This is a genomic window from Streptomyces sp. NBC_00104, from assembly GCF_045160825.1.
Classification (GTDB): Bacteria; Actinomycetota; Actinomycetes; order Streptomycetales; family Streptomycetaceae; genus Streptomyces.
Window position 1 is genome coordinate 7,473,586 of record NZ_CP108215.1, and the last position, 15,929, is coordinate 7,489,514.

At 69.5% G+C, this 15,929-nt stretch carries 15 protein-coding genes and 1 pseudogene; 8 read left to right on the top strand and 8 right to left on the bottom strand.

The window, feature by feature from the left end; translation table 11 throughout:
- Positions 1-217: 217 nt before the first annotated feature.
- Positions 218-982, bottom strand: a complete 765-nt coding sequence (locus OG272_RS32930; protein WP_326577654.1) for a GntR family transcriptional regulator — start codon at positions 980-982, stop codon at positions 218-220.
- 369 nt (positions 983-1,351) lie between these two features.
- On the opposite strand from OG272_RS32930, the gene OG272_RS32935 reads away from it, so the two are divergent.
- From OG272_RS32935 to OG272_RS32950, 4 genes are all read left to right on the top strand, one after another.
- Positions 1,352-2,632, top strand: coding sequence for an extracellular solute-binding protein (locus tag OG272_RS32935; protein ID WP_326577653.1), 1,281 nt, complete (start codon positions 1,352-1,354; stop codon positions 2,630-2,632).
- A gap of 226 nt (positions 2,633-2,858) precedes the next feature.
- The gene (locus OG272_RS32940; protein ID WP_327727866.1) at positions 2,859-3,851 is read left to right on the top strand and encodes a sugar ABC transporter permease; all 993 of its coding nucleotides are present in this window, start codon (positions 2,859-2,861) and stop codon (positions 3,849-3,851) included.
- Entirely contained in the window at positions 3,848-4,690 is an 843-nt protein-coding gene (locus OG272_RS32945; protein WP_326577651.1) for a carbohydrate ABC transporter permease, read from the top strand. The genes OG272_RS32940 and OG272_RS32945 overlap by 4 nt, the downstream gene beginning before the upstream one ends.
- Before the next feature lie 8 nt (positions 4,691-4,698).
- Positions 4,699-6,246, top strand: a complete 1,548-nt coding sequence (locus OG272_RS32950) for a glycoside hydrolase family 3 protein (protein WP_405895379.1) — start codon at positions 4,699-4,701, stop codon at positions 6,244-6,246.
- A gap of 150 nt (positions 6,247-6,396) precedes the next feature.
- Here OG272_RS32950 and nagB read toward each other — a convergent pair whose 3' ends face one another.
- A complete protein-coding gene (gene nagB, locus OG272_RS32955; protein ID WP_326577648.1) occupies positions 6,397-7,182 on the bottom strand; it encodes a glucosamine-6-phosphate deaminase in 786 nt (261 codons plus the stop codon).
- Positions 7,183-7,211: 29 nt separating this feature from the next.
- Positions 7,212-7,661, bottom strand: a complete 450-nt coding sequence (locus OG272_RS32960; RefSeq protein WP_328223994.1) for an SDR family oxidoreductase — start codon at positions 7,659-7,661, stop codon at positions 7,212-7,214.
- Here OG272_RS32960 and OG272_RS32965 point away from each other — a divergent pair.
- A pseudogene (locus OG272_RS32965) lies at positions 7,606-7,756 on the top strand (TetR/AcrR family transcriptional regulator); the annotation flags it as partial. The gene OG272_RS32960 and the pseudogene OG272_RS32965 sit on opposite strands and share 56 nt — an antisense overlap.
- 513 nt (positions 7,757-8,269) lie before the next feature.
- Positions 8,270-9,736, top strand: coding sequence for a PAS domain-containing sensor histidine kinase (locus tag OG272_RS32970; RefSeq protein ID WP_327732121.1), 1,467 nt, complete (start codon positions 8,270-8,272; stop codon positions 9,734-9,736).
- Between the two features lie 203 nt (positions 9,737-9,939).
- On the opposite strand, the gene OG272_RS32975 is transcribed toward OG272_RS32970, so the two are convergent.
- Both OG272_RS32975 and OG272_RS32980 read right to left on the bottom strand, forming a co-directional pair.
- The gene (locus OG272_RS32975) at positions 9,940-10,197 is read right to left on the bottom strand and encodes a WhiB family transcriptional regulator (RefSeq protein WP_003992873.1); all 258 of its coding nucleotides are present in this window, start codon (positions 10,195-10,197) and stop codon (positions 9,940-9,942) included.
- Positions 10,198-10,515: 318 nt separating this feature from the next.
- Positions 10,516-11,487, bottom strand: coding sequence for a diacylglycerol kinase family protein (locus tag OG272_RS32980; RefSeq protein ID WP_327727863.1), 972 nt, complete (start codon positions 11,485-11,487; stop codon positions 10,516-10,518).
- A gap of 121 nt (positions 11,488-11,608) precedes the next feature.
- Between OG272_RS32980 and OG272_RS32985 the strand changes: the two genes are divergently transcribed.
- A complete protein-coding gene (locus tag OG272_RS32985; RefSeq protein WP_327727862.1) occupies positions 11,609-12,061 on the top strand; it encodes a hypothetical protein in 453 nt (150 codons plus the stop codon).
- 38 nt (positions 12,062-12,099) lie between these two features.
- Here the strand turns inward: OG272_RS32985 and OG272_RS32990 are convergent, their stop codons facing one another.
- From OG272_RS32990 to OG272_RS33000, 3 genes are all read right to left on the bottom strand, one after another.
- On the bottom strand, positions 12,100-13,254 hold the full coding sequence (locus OG272_RS32990; protein ID WP_326577644.1) for a SigB/SigF/SigG family RNA polymerase sigma factor: 1,155 nt from the start codon (positions 13,252-13,254) through the stop codon (positions 12,100-12,102).
- Positions 13,251-13,664: an anti-sigma regulatory factor gene (locus OG272_RS32995; protein WP_200304968.1), complete on the bottom strand. Its 414-nt coding sequence runs from the start codon at positions 13,662-13,664 to the stop codon at positions 13,251-13,253. Before OG272_RS32995 ends, OG272_RS32990 begins: the two co-directional genes overlap by 4 nt.
- Before the next feature lie 316 nt (positions 13,665-13,980).
- A complete protein-coding gene (locus OG272_RS33000; RefSeq protein ID WP_326577643.1) occupies positions 13,981-14,241 on the bottom strand; it encodes a UBP-type zinc finger domain-containing protein in 261 nt (86 codons plus the stop codon).
- Between the two features lie 59 nt (positions 14,242-14,300).
- Here OG272_RS33000 and OG272_RS33005 point away from each other — a divergent pair, with 59 nt between their 5' ends.
- Positions 14,301-15,896, top strand: a complete 1,596-nt coding sequence (locus OG272_RS33005) for a Na+/H+ antiporter (protein ID WP_405895380.1) — start codon at positions 14,301-14,303, stop codon at positions 15,894-15,896.
- The last annotated feature ends 33 nt before the right edge of the window (positions 15,897-15,929 follow it).

Below are 15,929 nucleotides of genomic sequence, written 5' to 3' on the forward strand. Positions count from 1 at the left end.
CGTCCCCTCACTGATCGCCACTGATCACCTGCTCGACGCGCAGGAAATGTAAGGGACGGGTTCCGTCGTATGGAACCCCCTGTCCGGATAACGGATGCGGAGGTTGTGTGTTGAGCGGCGGCGGAACTGCTGCCTGGGGTCCGCTTCCTGTCGGTCCGATACCGAAGATCGGGAACGGCTGGTTGACCGGCGTCGGGCGATCGCGTACGGAAGTGGCTCAGTCCTGCGGACGCTTGAGCCGCGCCACGAACTTGTACCGGTCGCCCCGGTACACCGATCGCACCCACTCCACCGGCTGCCCCTCCTTGTCCAGCGAGTGCCGGGAGAGCATCAGCATCGGCAGGCCCACGTCCGTGCCCAGCAGGCCGGCCTCGCGCGGGGTGGCCAGCGAGGTCTCGATGGTCTCCTCGGCCTCGGCGAGGCGGACGTCGTAGACCTCGGCGAGCGCGGTGTAGAGGGAGGTGTACTTGACCAGTGACCTGCGCAGGGCCGGGAATCGCTTGGCACTCAGATGGGTCGTCTCGATCGCCATCGGCTCGCCGTTGGCCATGCGGAGGCGCTCGATGCGCAGGACCCGGCCGCCGGCGGTGATGTCGAGCAGCCCGGCGAGGGTGTCGTCGGCGGTGATGTAGCCGATGTCCAGCAGCTGCGAGGTGGGTTCGAGGCCCTGGGCGCGCATGTCCTCGGTGTACGAGGTGAGTTGCAGCGCCTGGGAGACCTTCGGCTTGGCGACGAACGTGCCCTTGCCCTGGATGCGTTCGAGGCGCCCCTCGACGACCAGCTCCTGCAGCGCCTGCCGCACGGTCGTGCGCGAGGTGTCGAACTCGGCGGCGAGGGTGCGCTCGGGCGGTACCGGTGTGCCGGGCGGCAGGGTCTCGGTCATGTCGAGCAGATGCTTCTTCAGGCGGTAGTACTTGGGCACGCGTGCGGTACGGACGGTCGCCCCGTTCTCGTTCTCCGCACTGTTGACGTCGGTGCTCATGCTCCGCCTTCCCGGCTCCTCGTGGCGTGATCCCTCTGTATACCTTCGCAGGCTTCGCTGGTCTAGTCCACGGAGGGGGTCTCCGCTGGTCCACTCCGCGAAGGTGCAGTGGTCTACCCGAAGAGTGTGGCTCAAGCGCGCGGTTTTCGCTGCCTTATTACATAAAGGTTCCTGCATATGTAGGTCGCATAACAGCTGGTGAGAGGGGGTTCGAGCACCCTTGACACGGCGAATGGTCTGAGCCAAGCTCCGGCGTACTGGTCTACACCATTGGTCCAGGTCCTGGCCCCATGGGCGGTACATCTGTCACCGCGGGGAGCAGGGGGGTTTGTGGCATCCCTGAGCAAGGGCATCCCTGAGGAGGGTGGCGTGAAGAGGAAGCTGACGACCGCGATCTGTGTCGCGGGCATGATGGTCTCCGTCGCGGCGTGCGGGGGCGGCGAGAGCAAGAGCTCCGACACGGGTGCGGACACCAAGGAGCTGACCGTCTGGCTCACGGTGGACGCGCAGAACAACTGGCCGGAGCTGGTCAAGGCCGCCGACGCGGCGATCGAGAAGAAGCACCCCGGGATCACCATCACGCACGAGTACTACGGCTGGCCCGACAAGAACGCCAAGCTCGACGCCGTCCTCGCCACCGACAAGGCCCCCGACGTGGTCGAGATGGGCAACACCGAGATGCTCGCCTACATGGTCAAGGGTGCCTTCGCCCCCGTCGACGCGGCGAAGTTCGACAACTCCGGTGCCTGGCTGGACGGCCTGAAGGCCTCCGTCACCTACGAGGGCAAGACCTACGGCGTCCCGTACTACGCCGGTGGCCGTGTCGCCAACTGGCGCAAGGACGTCTTCGCCGCCGCGGGCGTCAAGTCCACGCCGAAGACGTACGAGGAGCTCACCGCCGCTCTGGACAAGGTCCAGAAGAAGCGGGGCGCCAAGTTCAACGCCTGGTACCAGCCCACCCGTGACTGGTACGCGGCCATGTCCTTCGTCTACGACGCCGGCGGCTCCATAGCCGTCGAGTCCGGTGGCGAGTGGAAGGCCAACCTCTCCTCGCCCGAGTCCGTCAAGGGGCTCAACGAGTTCAAGGACGTCGTCGACACCTACATGCACGGCGACAAGACCAAGGACGAGTCCGACCGGTACATCGTCTACGGCCAGGGCAAGTCCGGCATGATCTTCGCCCCCGCCTGGGAGGGCGCGACCGCCGCGGCCAAGGAGAACGACAAGACCGGCAAGCTCGCCGGCAACGTCGAGAACTTCGTGATGCCCGGCCCGTCCGGCAAGAACCTGCCCGTCTTCCTCGGCGGCTCCGACCTCGCCGTCCCGGTGAAGTCCGACGCGCAGACCGTCGCCGCCGAGTGGATCAACGCCTTCACCGGCCCCGCCGGCCAGAAGGGTCTGATCGAGAAGGGCAACCTGCCCAACAACAAGACCGACCTCGCCACCCTGAAGGACGACCCGGCGACGGCGGTCCCGGCGACGGCGGCCGAGTCCAACTGGTTCGTCCCGATGGCACCCGGCTGGGGCCAGGTCGAGAAGGCGCAGATCCTCCAGACCATGCTGCAGTCCATCGGCACGGGCAAGCAGTCGGTCGAGGAGGCCGCGAAGGAAGCGGACGCCGCGATCGACAAGGTCATCAACAACGAGTGACGGCGACCCGCGGTCGGCCCGGCGGACGGTGCCGGGCCCGACCGGGGGCGTCACAAGCCGGTGCATGACACAGACCGGTGCGTGACACAAGCCGGTGCGTGACACCAGAAAGTGCCGCGATGGGTGGTTGGCTCGCTGCCCGTGCGTCGTGGCCGGTCGCGCAGTTCCCCGCGCCCCTTCGGGGCGCTCGCTGCCGGCCCCTCCTTCATCTGCTTAGGAGCGCGCGATGAGTGCCGCAGACACGACCGCCCCTGCGAAGGTGCCGCCCGCGCGGCCGGCGCCGCCGCCAACTCCTCCGGTGGAGACCAGGAGTTCGACCAGACGTTTGACAGGTGGAGCCGCTGTCCCCTGGGCCCTCCTGGCCCCCTGCCTGCTGATTCTCGCCGTCGTCCTCGGCTATCCGCTGGTCCGCCTCGTCACCCTGTCCTTCCAGGAGTTCGGCCAGTCCCAGCTGTGGGGATTCAAGCCCGCCGAGTCGGTCGGCCTCGACAACTTCTCCAAGGTGCTGGGCGACAGCGAGTTCTGGACGGTCGTCGTCCGGACCGTCGTCTTCGCCGCCGCCTGCGTCGTCTTCACGATGGTCATCGGCATGGCGATCGCCCTGCTGCTCCAGCGGGTCTCCGGCTGGGTGAAGATGCTCGTCAACATCGCGCTCGTGGCGAGTTGGGGCATGCCGATCATCGTGGCCACCACCGTCTTCAAGTGGCTCTTCGACTCCGACTACGGCATCTTCAACGCGCTCCTCAGCAAGCTCCCCGGCGTCGACATGATCGGTCACAACTGGTTCGCCAGCGGACCCGAGGGCCTGGCCGTCATCACGCTCCTCGTGGTGTGGGGCGCGGTGCCGTTCGTCGTCATCACCCTCAGTGCCGGACTCACCCAGGTCCCCAAGGAGTTGGAGGAGGCCGCACGCCTCGACGGCGCCGGCGCGTGGGGCGTGTTCCGCTACGTCACGCTGCCCATCCTCAAGCCGATCATCGTGATGCTCACGACCCTCTCCGTCATCTGGGACATGGGCGTCTTCCCCCAGGTCTTCGTGATGCGCAACGGCCACCCGGAGGCCGAGTTCCAGTTGCTCACCACCTACTCGTACGACAGGGCTTTCGTGGTCAACGACTACGCGCAGGGCTCGGCGATCGCCCTGCTGACCGTGCTGTTGCTGCTCGGCGTGATCGGCGTCTACATGCGCCAGATGCTGAAGATCGGAGAGGTCGAATGAGTACCGCCACCGTCTCCGGTCCCCGGAGGTCCAAGCTCGGCTGGAACCTCCTCGGCCTGTTCGTCTTCGTCACCGCGGGCTTCCCCGTCTACTGGATGCTCAACACGGCGTTCAAGCCCGCCAAGGACGCGATCGACCCCGACCCCAGCCTGCTGCCGACGTCGGTCACCTTCGCCAACTTCGGCCGGGCGCTGGACATCGCCGACTTCTGGGGCCCGGTCGGTCGCAGCCTCGTCGTCTCCCTCACGGTCGTCGTGATCGGCATCGTCGTCGGCATGCTGGCCGCCCTCGCCATCTCCCGCTTCGCCTTCCGCGGCCGGAAGGTGGTCATCGTCGGCATCCTGGCGGTGCAGATGGTCCCGCTGGTCGCGATGATCATCCCGGTCTTCCTGCTCCTGAACGACCTCGGCCAGTACGACCGCCTGACCGGCCTGATCATCACCTATCTGACCTTCATCCTCCCGTTCACCGTGTGGACCCTGCGCGGCTTCATCGTCAACATCCCGCGCGAGCTGGAGGAGGCGGCCATGGTCGACGGCTGCTCCCGCACCACCGCCTTCATCCGCGTGGTGTTCCCGCTGCTCGCACCGGGCATGGTGGCGACCTCGGTCTACGGCTTCATCCAGGCGTGGAACGAGTACCTGTACGCCCTGATGCTGATGAGCCAGCAGAACCAGACCGCGACCGTCTGGCTCGGCAACTTCACCACCAAACACGGCACCGAATACGCCCCGATGATGGCCGGCTCCACCCTGATGGCCGTGCCGATCGTCGTCCTCTTCCTCCTCGTCCAGCGCAAGATGGCCGCGGGCCTCACCGCGGGCGCCGTGAAGGGATGACCACCCCGATGACGACATTCGCCACTGGCTCGCCCGGTTCTCCCTCCGGACGGGACGGGCTCACGCGGGACGCGCTGACGGTCCTGCAGCCCGGCTTCACGGGCACCACCGCCCCCGACTGGCTGCTGCGCCGCCTCGGCGAGGGCCTCGCCTCCGTCGGCCTCTTCGGCCGCAACATCACCTCGCCCGGACAACTGGCCGCCCTCACCGCCCGGTTGCGCGCCGAGCACGAGGACGTCCTGGTCGCGATCGACGAGGAGGGCGGCGACGTCACCCGCCTGGAGGTCCGCACCGGCTCCTCCTTCCCGGGCAACCACGCCCTGGGCGCGGTCGACGACGTGGACCTCACCCGAGCGGTCGCCTTCGCCCTGGGCCGCCGCCTGGCGGAGTGCGGCGTCAACCTCAACTGGGCCCCGTCGGCCGACGTGAACGCCAACCCGTCCAACCCCGTCATCGGGGTCCGCTCCTTCGGCGCCGACCCCGGCCTGGTCGCCCGCCACACGGCCGCCTATGTCACCGGCCTCCAGGCCGCGGGCGTCGCCGCCTGCACCAAGCACTTCCCGGGCCACGGCGACACCGCCGTCGACTCCCACCTCTCCCTGCCCCGCATCGACGCGGACCGCTCGCTCGTGGACTCCCGGGACCTGGCACCCTTCCGGGCCGCCATCGCCGCCGGTTCGCGCGCGATCATGAGCGCCCACATTCTGGTCCCCGCCCTGGACCCCGACCTTCCGGCAACGTTGTCCCACGGCATCCTCACGGAGCTCCTCCGCGGCGAGCTCGGCTACGACGGCCTCATCGTCACCGACGGCATGGAGATGCGGGCCATCGCCGGCACCTATGGCATCGAACACGGCAGCGTCCTCGCCCTGGCCGCCGGCGCCGACGCCATCTGTGTCGGCGGTGGCCTCGCCGACGAGGAGACCGTCCGCCGCCTCCGCGACGCCCTCGTCACCGCCGTCCGCGACGGTGACCTCCCGGAGGAACGCCTGGCGGACGCGGCCAACCGGGTGCGGGCACTGGCGAAGTGGACGCGCTCGGCCGCCGGGGGAGCGGGCGACGGCGACGGGAGGGGGCCCGAAGCCATCGGGGAGACCGACGGCACCGGCGGGGGCGTCGGCCTCGTGGCCGCCCGCCGCGCCCTCACGACGACCTTCGCGGAGCCCCACGAGCCGCCCACCGAGCCTCTCTACGTCGCGGCCTTCACCCCGGTGGCGAACATCGCCGTGGGCGACGAGACCCCCTGGGGCGTCGGTGCGGAGCTGGCCCGCCTCCTCCCCGGCACGGACACCGGCACCTTCACGGGCGACAGCGCCGGAGCCTCCGCCCTGGCGGTCGCCGGCACCCGCCGCATCGTCGCCGTCGTCCGCGACGAACACCGCCACCCCTGGATGACCACCGCCCTCGACACCCTCCTCACCGCGCGCCCCGACACGATCGTCGTGGAGATGGGCATCCCCCAGTCCCCACCCCGGGGCGCCCTCCACATCGCCACCCACGGCGCGGCGAGGGTCTGCGGAAGGGCGGCGGCGGAGGTCATCGCGGGGGCGCGGTAGCGAATCGGCGGGGTCGGCTCGGGACCGGCAAGGGCTCCTCGCGACCACCCACCTACGAGCACCCCTCGCCCGACAGCCCATAGCTCCACGCAAGCAGGCGCCACAGCCCTTCTCACCGGGCGGTGGCGCCTGCTCGTACCCCCGGCGGCCCTAGATCCCCTGCCAGTCAGGCTTGTTGCCGTACGTGTGCCGGAAGTAGTCCGCCAGCTTCAGCTTCGACGCGGCGCCCTCGTCCACCACGACGGTCGCGTGGCGGTGGAGCTGCAACGCCGAGGCGGGGCACACCGCCGCCACCGGCCCCTCCACGGTCGCCGCGACGGCGTCCGCCTTGCCCTCGCCCGTGGCGAGCAGCACCAGGTGCCGGGCCTCCAGGATCGTGCCGATGCCCTGGGTGATGACGTGGTGCGGCACCTGTTCGATGTCGCCGTCGAAGAACCGCGCGTTGTCGATCCGGGTCTGCTCGGTCAGTGTCTTGATCCGCGTCCGGGAGGCGAGCGACGAGCACGGCTCGTTGAACCCGATGTGCCCGTCGGTCCCGATGCCGAGCAACTGCAGATCCACACCCCCCGCCTCGGTCAGCGCCTTGTCATACGCCTCGCACGCCCCCGCCACGTCCTCGGCGGTCCCGTCGGGCCCCATGAACGCGTCCATGCCGAGCCCCAACGGCTCCAGCACCTCCCGTCGCAGCACCGAGCGGTAGGACTCGGGATGCTCGGCCGGCAGCCCCACGTACTCGTCGAGCTGCGCGACCCGCGCCCGCGAGGCGTCCACGGCACCGGACCGCACCCTCTCCGCCAGCGCCTCGTAGATGGGCAGCGGGGTCGACCCCGTGGCCACCCCGAGCAGCGCATCGGGCTTCCGCCGGAGCAACTCCGCCATCGCCTCGGCTATGAGCTCGCCACCCGCCTTGGCATCCGGAACGATGACAACTTCCACGCTGGGCCTGCCGATCTGGAAAGAAGGACTCAAGAGGGCTCGACCGGAACCCGCGGGGTCAAGCGTCTCTCATGTGGTGTAGACCAATCTAGCAGGGGTGGCTCCTGCGCCACAGGGGTCGACCGGCTCGGAGCCGTCCAGTGCGGGCCGAGCAGCGAGCCCCCTGTCGCGTCGAGGCGCCGGCCCGTGATCCAGCGGGTGCCGGGTGAGGCCAGGGACGCCACCACGTCCGCGACGTCGGAGACCGTGCCGACGCGCTTGCGGGCCGAGACCGCCTCGGCGTGGGCGCGCACCGCCGGATGGGCGAGCGCCGCGCGCGTCAGGTCGGTGTCGATGAAGCCGGGTCCGACGGAGTTGGCGAAGAGGCCGCGGGGTGCCGTCTCGGCCGCGAGCGAACGGGGCAAGGTCGTGACCGCGCACTTCGCGGACACCGGCGCCACCGCCCTGGCCCGGCAGGCCGGAGCGGTCATCCAGGGCATGTCCCAGCATGTCCCGGCAGGCCCGGGACGGGGCCACCCGACAGGAGCTGGAGGCGGTCGCCGAACTCGCCCCGGCGATCCGGCCCCGTCCCTGACGTGTCACTGGACCGGTCGCGGAACCGGCTGGGGGGCAGGCCACGGCATTCCGGCCCACCCCCGGGCCGAAGCGGCTACTCTGCGTGTGAGCCGTCGGTGGATGTCGGACAAGGGAACAACAACAAACATCCGCCAACGCATGGACACACGCAGTGGTCTAGTCAACAATGCGTGGTGGAGCATGTGATCGATCAGCGGCCCCGGCCGCGGACGATCGCACGCGACGACGACAAGCCTCCGTCTTCCCCGCACAGGAAGGCGGACCGAGGACCCGGCGCTCTCTGCCCTGACTGCTCCGGATCCTCATCCTTCGGCCGACTGGGACCGCACACCCCACGGCCGATGTTGCTCCGGGCTGCGGTGCCGGGAGGGCTGAGGGTCCCTCTCAGGCGCCGCGGCCCGCGGGTGTTTCCGGGGCCCGCGGCAGCCGGTTACCGAGCCCTGACCGGCCATACCGACCACTGTTTCCGGTCATGTCCGTACTGCCAGGTACGCTCGCACACGTGCCCTCCATGAACGAACTCGTCCGCCAGCACACCGGTCTCAGCGATTCCGACCTGGAATGGCTGCATCTGCTGGTGTCGGAGTGGCAGCTGCTGTCCGACCTCTCCTTCGCCGACCTGGTCCTCTGGGTCCCCACACGTGACGGCACCCGCTATGTCTCCGTGGCCCAGATGCGCCCCAACACCGGCCCCACCTCGTACCAGGACGACATGGTCGGCCACCTGGTCCCGCGCGGCCGCCGCCCCCTCCTGGACGTCGCCCTCGACGAGGGCCGGATCGTCCGCGAGGGCGACCCGGAGTGGCGAGAGGAGGTGCCCGTACGGGTCGAGTCCATCCCGGTGCGCAGGGAGGGGCGCGTGCTCGGCGTCATCGCGCGCAACACCAATCTGCTGACCGTGCGGACCCCGAGCCGACTGGAACTGACGTACCTCCAGAGCGCCTCCGACCTGGCCCAGATGATCGCCGCGGGCGCGTTCCCGTTCCCTGACCAGCAGGTCGACATGGATGCCTCGCCGCGCGTCGGCGACGGACTGATCAGGCTCGACGCCGACGGCATCGTCCAGTACGCCTCCCCCAACGCCCTCTCCGCGTACCACCGCCTCGGCCTCGCCGCCGACCTCGTGGGCTGCCACCTCGGCCGGACGACCGCCGAACTCGCCCCGTCCCGGGGGCCGGTGGACGAGGCGCTGGCCAAGGTGGCGAGCGGGTGGGCGCCGCGCGAGTTCGAGATCGAGTCCATCGACGGGGTGATCCAGTTCCGCGCGATCCCCCTCAAGCCCAAGGGGCCGCGCATCGGTTCGCTGGTGCTGCTGCGGGACGTGACGGAACTGCGGCGCCGCGAGCGCGAGTTGATCACCAAGGACGCGACCATCCGGGAGATCCACCACCGGGTCAAGAACAACCTCCAGACGGTCGCCGCGCTGCTGCGCCTCCAGGCCCGCCGCATCGAGTCCGAGCGTGGCCGCGAGGCCCTCGAAGAGGCGGTACGACGGGTCGGGTCGATCGCGATCGTGCATGAGACGCTGTCCCAGAATCTGGACGAGCGTGTGGAGTTCGACGAGATCGCCGACCGGGTGCTCGCGATGGTCGCCGAGATCTCACCGGGCAAGGTCGCCGGCCGGCGCACCGGACGGTTCGGCATCCTGGACGCGGAGGTCGCGACCCCGCTCTCCATGGTCCTCACCGAGATCCTGCAGAACGCGCTCGAACACGGCTTCCGCGAGGGAGACACCGGAAACGTCGAGGTGTCGGCCGTGCGCGGCGGCACGACCAAGGAGACCCGTCTCCTCGTCACCGTCCAGGACGACGGCGTCGGCCTCCCCGAGGGCTTCGACCCGCACCGTTCCGGCAACCTCGGCCTGCAGATCGTACGGACGTTGGTGGAGGGGGAGTTGGGCGGCACCTTCGACATGGTCCCGGCTCCGGAGCGGGGCACCCAGGTGATCCTGGACATCCCGGTGCGCGCCCAGAAGTAGCGGCGAATACGGCGGTCGTACCCCCAGCGGGCACCACGGCTGTCGTACCGGAAACAGCACCGAGCCCCGGACCATCATGTGGTCCGGGGCTCGGGCTCGTGGCTGATTAAGCGCATCGGGGGCACTGCGCGCTGCGGCTCGGGGGCGGGAGAAGCGCACTCGCTGTGCGCGCCGCCAAGCTCAGGCTATTGCTGGGTGGGATGTCAGGCGGATGCCTGACGGGCCCGGTTGCGGGCGGCGCGGCGCTTCATGGCGCGGCGCTCGTCCTCGCTGAGACCACCCCAGACGCCGGAGTCCTGGCCGGACTCAAGCGCCCACTGCAGACACTGCTCGATAACCGGGCAGCGACGGCAGACAGCCTTGGCTTCCTCGATCTGCAGCAGCGCAGGACCGGTGTTGCCGATGGGGAAGAAGAGCTCGGGGTCTTCCTCGCGGCAAACGGCGTTGTGACGCCAGTCCATGGCTGCTACCTCTCCTTGGTATTACATGCACGTTGCTTGTGAATGTGAACGCTTTCACGAATCCCTCAACAAGTGAAGGGCCGATCACCAGACAGACTGGTGTGGTCCTGTGGATTGAGGAGGGATTCTGGCGCTTGCTTGAGCCGGTGTTGCGGGCTGTCCCGAGCGCCACGTAGAGACTCGCAAACCTCAGCGGCGGATACAACCCCTTCCGGAAAGTTTTTTTTGATTCCTCGGTGTCGACTGTGTCACAGCCGTACTTCCATGGGGTGGATCCTGGCCTAAACGTTCGAGTGGAAGGACTTTTGCCCGTTCCGCTCACACAATCACACGCAGTGCACGGCGTACGCCTGTGAACGTCACGCTCGTTCGCAGTCCGAGGTGGTCGCCGTCCATCTGGAGGGGGAGCGGGGCCTTCGAATGCAAGGTGAAGTCGGTCAGGTCATGCAGAGTAGTGGCGTGCTTGCCCTGGGGTCCGCGCTCGGGGGACGAAGTGAGCAACTGTGTGCCATATCGGGCGAGCGCGGGCGTCGACATGCGGCTGAGACCGAGCACGTCGAGACCTTTATCGAACGAGGCCTTAGGTGACGCGTACACCGGGCGATTGCCCAGAAACGTCCACGGGGACGTGTTGCAGACTATGGACAGCACAAGATCGGAAATGGGTTCCTCGTCGGCCCGCTCCAAAGTGATCGTGCCGAGTCTGCGGTGGGGCTCTTCCAGGAACTGCCGAAATGCCTGACGCAGGTAAAGAGCGTGTGTGGATTTCCGTCCACGTTCCCGCTGTTGCTCGACCCGGCCGATCACACCGGCGTCGAATCCGAAGCCGGCGCAGAAGGTGAACCAGCGGGACGGCACCGCCTCGTCCTCCGTGCCCGGCGTGCCGGCGGCCATCCCCAGGCCGACCGTGCGCTCCCGGCTCTCGCGCAGCGCGTCGAGCAGGACGCCGGTCGCCTCCACGGCGTCGTTGGGCAGGCCCAGGGCGCGGGCGAAGACATTGGTGGAGCCGCCGGGGACCACGGCGAGGCGGGGGAGGCGGTCGGGGTCGGGGCCGTGGTGCAGCAGGCCGTTGACGACCTCGTTGACCGTGCCGTCGCCGCCGAGTGCGACGACCAGCTCGATGTCGTCCTTGCCCTCCGCGGCCTGGCGGGCCAGGTCCCGGGCGTGGCCCCGGTACTCGGTCGTGACCGCCTCGAGCTTCATCTCGCTCGCGAGGGCGTGGATGAGCACATCGCGCGTACGTGCGCTTGTGGTGGTAGCCGCCGGATTGACCACGAGAAGTGCACGCATGAGTTGCAGGGTACCTACTGGGTGGTACTCGGCCCATACCGAGGTGCGGATCAAGGGGGAGATCGGGTAGTGACGATGAGCACGTGGGGGCGCGTGGAGGGGCGAGGGCTACCCTTCACGGGTGAGCCCTGAGCAGACCCCCACGCCGGACGACTCCGACGCCGAGCCCCGCCCCGGGCGGCTGACCGCCGCGGCCGCGCTGGCCACTCTGGAGGGGGTGGCCCTGCTGGTGGGCGGCGGAGCCATGCTCCTCCTCGGCTTCAACGGCGACGCGGACGACCTGACCACCGGCGTCACCGGAGGCGTCACCCTCATCGCGCTGGCCCTGCTGCCGCTGATCGCCGCGCGCGGGCTGCTGCTGCGGCGGAGCTGGAGCCGGGGGCCCGCCGTCATCACCCAGATCATGGCGCTGCCGGTGGCCTACAACCTGCTGCGCGCCGACAGCGTGGCGATCCCGGCGGGCATCGTGCTGGCCGTGGTCGCGGTGGCCGCGCTGGTCCTGCTGATCAATCCCGCGACGACCCAGGCCCTCGGAATCCAGGGGCCGGGGCGTGCGGAGGAGACGAAGCGGTAGCCGGTCGTGCGCACCGGCGTATCCGCTCCCCGTCTGCGCTACTCCTCGACCAGCAGCTTCTCCCGGAGCTGCGCCAGGGTCCTCGCCAGCAGGCGGGAGACGTGCATCTGGGAGATGCCGACCTCCTGGGCGATCTGCGACTGGGTCATGTTGCCGAAGAAGCGCAGGAGCAGGATGCGCTTCTCACGGGGCGGGAGGTCTTCGAGCAGCGGCTTCAGGGATTCCCGGTACTCGACGCCCTCCAGCGCCTCGTCCTCGGCGCCGAGGGTGTCCGCGACGGCCGGGGACTCGTCGTCGGTGTCGGGGACGTCCAGGGACAGCGTGGAGTAGGCGTTGGCCGACTCCAGGCCCTCCAGGACCTCCTCCTCCGAGATGGCCAGTTTCTCGGCCAGCTCGTGCACCGTCGGGGAGCGGCCGTGCTGCTGGGACAGCTCGGCCGTGGCCGTGGTCAGCGCGAGGCGCAGCTCCTGCAGCCGGCGCGGCACCCGCACCGCCCAGCCCTTGTCGCGGAAGTGACGCTTGATCTCGCCGACGACCGTCGGGGTCGCGTACGTGGAGAACTCCACGCCGCGGTCCGGGTCGAAGCGGTCGACCGACTTGATCAGGCCGATGGTGGCGACCTGCGTCAGGTCGTCCAGCGGCTCACCGCGGTTGCGGAACCGGCGTGCGAGGTGCTCCACGAGCGGCAGATGCATCCGGACCAGCCGGTTCCGCATCTCCGCGTACTCGGCACTGCCCTCCGGCAGGGCGCGCAGCTCTACGAACAGGGCTCGCGCCCCACTGCGGTCCTGAGGGTCGTGCCGCGTGCTCCGCACGCTCTGCGCGCCCGCCTCGTCGTGTCGCTCGTGCTCGCTCATAGTCCCGCCCGCCGTCACCGTTCCCCCAGCTCTCGACTGTGCTCGAGCGGGGGAGGCCCCAGTCCGCCCTCGTGAGGACGTGGTGCTCCGGAGGACACCCTCCGGAGCCCGTTGCCCGTCGGAGGGTGCCTCGCGCTCCTCGCCGTCGGCCGGATCCGCCCACCGAGAGGCTCCGGCCGCCGAGGACTCGTCCTCCGGGTGCGGCCGGGCCTGCTCGGGGATGCCGTCGACGCCGTCCGCCAGATGCGCCGGCGCGCTCGGACCGCCGTCATCCTCCGCGGGAAGTTCCCGTGTGCCGCGTTCTTCGTCCCGCACCGGCCCGTCCCCGTTCCTCACGCCGGCCCGGGTCCCGCGCCGCGCTGTTTGTAGAGGCTGATCGAAACGGTTTTGTCGTCGGCGACCGCGGAGGACACCTTGCCCGCCAGGGCCGACAGCACGGTCCAGGCGAAGGTGTCACGTGCGGGGGCGTGGCCGTCCGTGGTGGGGGCCGACACCGTGACCTCCAGTGAATCGTCGATGAGGCGGAAGACACAGCTGAGCACCGAGCCGGGCACGGCCTGCTGAAGCAGGATCGCGCAGGCCTCGTCGACCGCGATGCGCAGGTCCTCGATTTCGTCGAGGGTGAAGTCCAAACGTGCCGCGAGGCCGGCCGTCGCCGTACGCAGCACCGACAGGTAGGCACCCGCGGCCGGCAGCCGGACTTCCACGAAGTCCTGGGTCCCGGGCTCGCCTGCGATCTGGGACACCCTCACCTCCAAGGTGGTACAAGCTGTTTCGGGGGCCGAGGGTCGCCCCCCGGGGTAACGCGCTACGTGGTTCAGCGGTGACGCTATCGCGCTACCGAGCGTCGTGTCCTCGGGGTCCTGAGGACCCCACCCCATGCTGTCACTCATAGTAAGCCTATGAATACGCTCGGTGGCTAGAGGTCTGCGGGCCTCAAATAGGAAGAGCGCGCGCCGGATTGACGTACCCAGGCGCCGGACTGCCGAACCGTGTCACACGAGTACGTCGACGTGTCACGGGGTGACATGGTTCCGTCGTGCGACGTCTCGGCTTCGGGCGTCATACGAGTACATGGTCCACGAAGCACCAGCGCCAGCTCTCGCCCGCCTCGAACGTACGCATGATGGGATGGCCGCTCTCCTTGTGGTGTTCGGTCGCGTGCCGCATCGGCGAGGAGTCGCAGCAGCCCACGTGTCCGCACTCCAGGCAGATCCGCAACTGCACCGGGTGGCTCCCGGCGGCCAGGCACTCCGGGCAGGTCTCGCTCAGGGGATCGGGCTCGGGGTGCGGCAGCGCGTCCGCGTGCGTGCACTGTTTCATGATTGCCAGGTTACGACGGGTGCGCGGAACCTCGCGCGGAAATGAAGGCGGCGGAAGCGATGCACTTTTTGCCCTTGCTGTTGCTGGTCGCCGGGAGCGCGACGGTCGCCGGTGCCGCCCGGCGTACGCCGGTGCCCGCCCCGCTGCTGCTGGTGGCGGCGGGGCTCGCGGTGGCCTATCTGCCCGGAGTGCCGCACTACGAGCTCGATCCCGAGATCGTCCTGCCGCTGATCCTGCCCCCGCTGCTGTACACGGCCGCCAGCGACAGTTCCTACCTCGACCTGCGGGCCCAACTGCGGCCCGTGGCGCTGCTGTCGGTCGGCTACGTCCTCTTCGCGACGCTCGCCGTCGGCTGGGCCGCCTACCAGATCGTGCCGGGGATGCCGCTGACCGCCGCGCTGGTGCTCGGCGCGGTGGTGGCGCCGCCGGACGCGGTCGCGGCGACGGCGGTCGCCCGGCGCGTGGGGCTGCCGTCAAGGATCACCACGATCCTGCAGGGCGAGTCCCTGGTGAACGACGCGACCGCGATCACCGCCTACCGGGTCGCCCTCGCGGCCACCATCGGCGAGGGCGCGAGCTGGACCGGCGGCATCATCGAGTTCCTGGTGGCGGCGGTCGGCGGCATAGCGGTGGGCCTGCTGCTGATGATGCCGATCCACTGGCTGCGCACGCACCTCAGCGAAGCGCTGCTGCAGAACACCCTCTCCCTGCTGATCCCCTTCGTCGCCTACGGGCTCGCCGAGTGGGTGCACGCCTCCGGGGTGCTCGCCGTGGTCGTCGTCGGCCTGTACCTCGGCTACCGCAACTGGCAGGTCGACTTCGCCACCCGCCTCCAGGAGGAGGCCGTCTGGAAGATGGTCACCTTCCTGCTGGAATCCGCCGTGTTCGCCCTCATCGGTCTCCAACTCCCGGTCGTCCTCGAAGGTCTGGGCGAGTACGAGGGGGTCCGTGCCAGCTGGTACGCCGTGGCCCTCTTCCTCGTCGTGGTCGCGACCCGCTTCCTGTGGGTGTATCCGGCGACCTTCCTGCCGCGGATGTTGTCGCGGCGCATCAGGGAGCGGGAGGTCAACCCCACCTGGAAGGCGCCTTTCGTGATCGCCTGGGCCGGCATGCGGGGGGTCGTCTCGCTGGCCATCGCTTTCTCGATCCCGCTCACCGTGCACGGCGGGGAGGACTTCCCCGAGCGGAACCTGATCCTCTTCCTGACCTTCACGACCGTCATCGGGACGCTCGTCATCCAGGGGCTGACCCTGCCGCCGCTGATCCGGGTCCTGAAGCTGCCGGGGCGCGACCAGCAGGCCGAGACCCTGGCCGAGGCCAACGCCCAGGCCCAGGCGTCCCGGGCCGCCGAGGCCCGTCTGGACGACCTCCTCGCCAACGAGCGCAACGAACTGCCGCCCCCGCTGGTCGACCGCCTCCGCACGGTCCTGGAACGGCGCCGCAACGCCGTCTGGGAGCGGCTCGGCGCGGTGAACCCGATGACCGGGGAGAGCGTCGACCACACCTACAGCCGCCTCTCCCGGGAGATGATCGGCGCCGAACGCGCGGTCTTCGTGAAGCTGCGGGACGGCCGGTACATCGACGACGAGATGCTGCGCACGCTCCTGCGGCGACTGGACCTGGAGGAGGCGGCGGTCTATCGGGAGGCGTCCTAGACCGGTCCGACCGGTCCGACCGGTCCTGGGCCG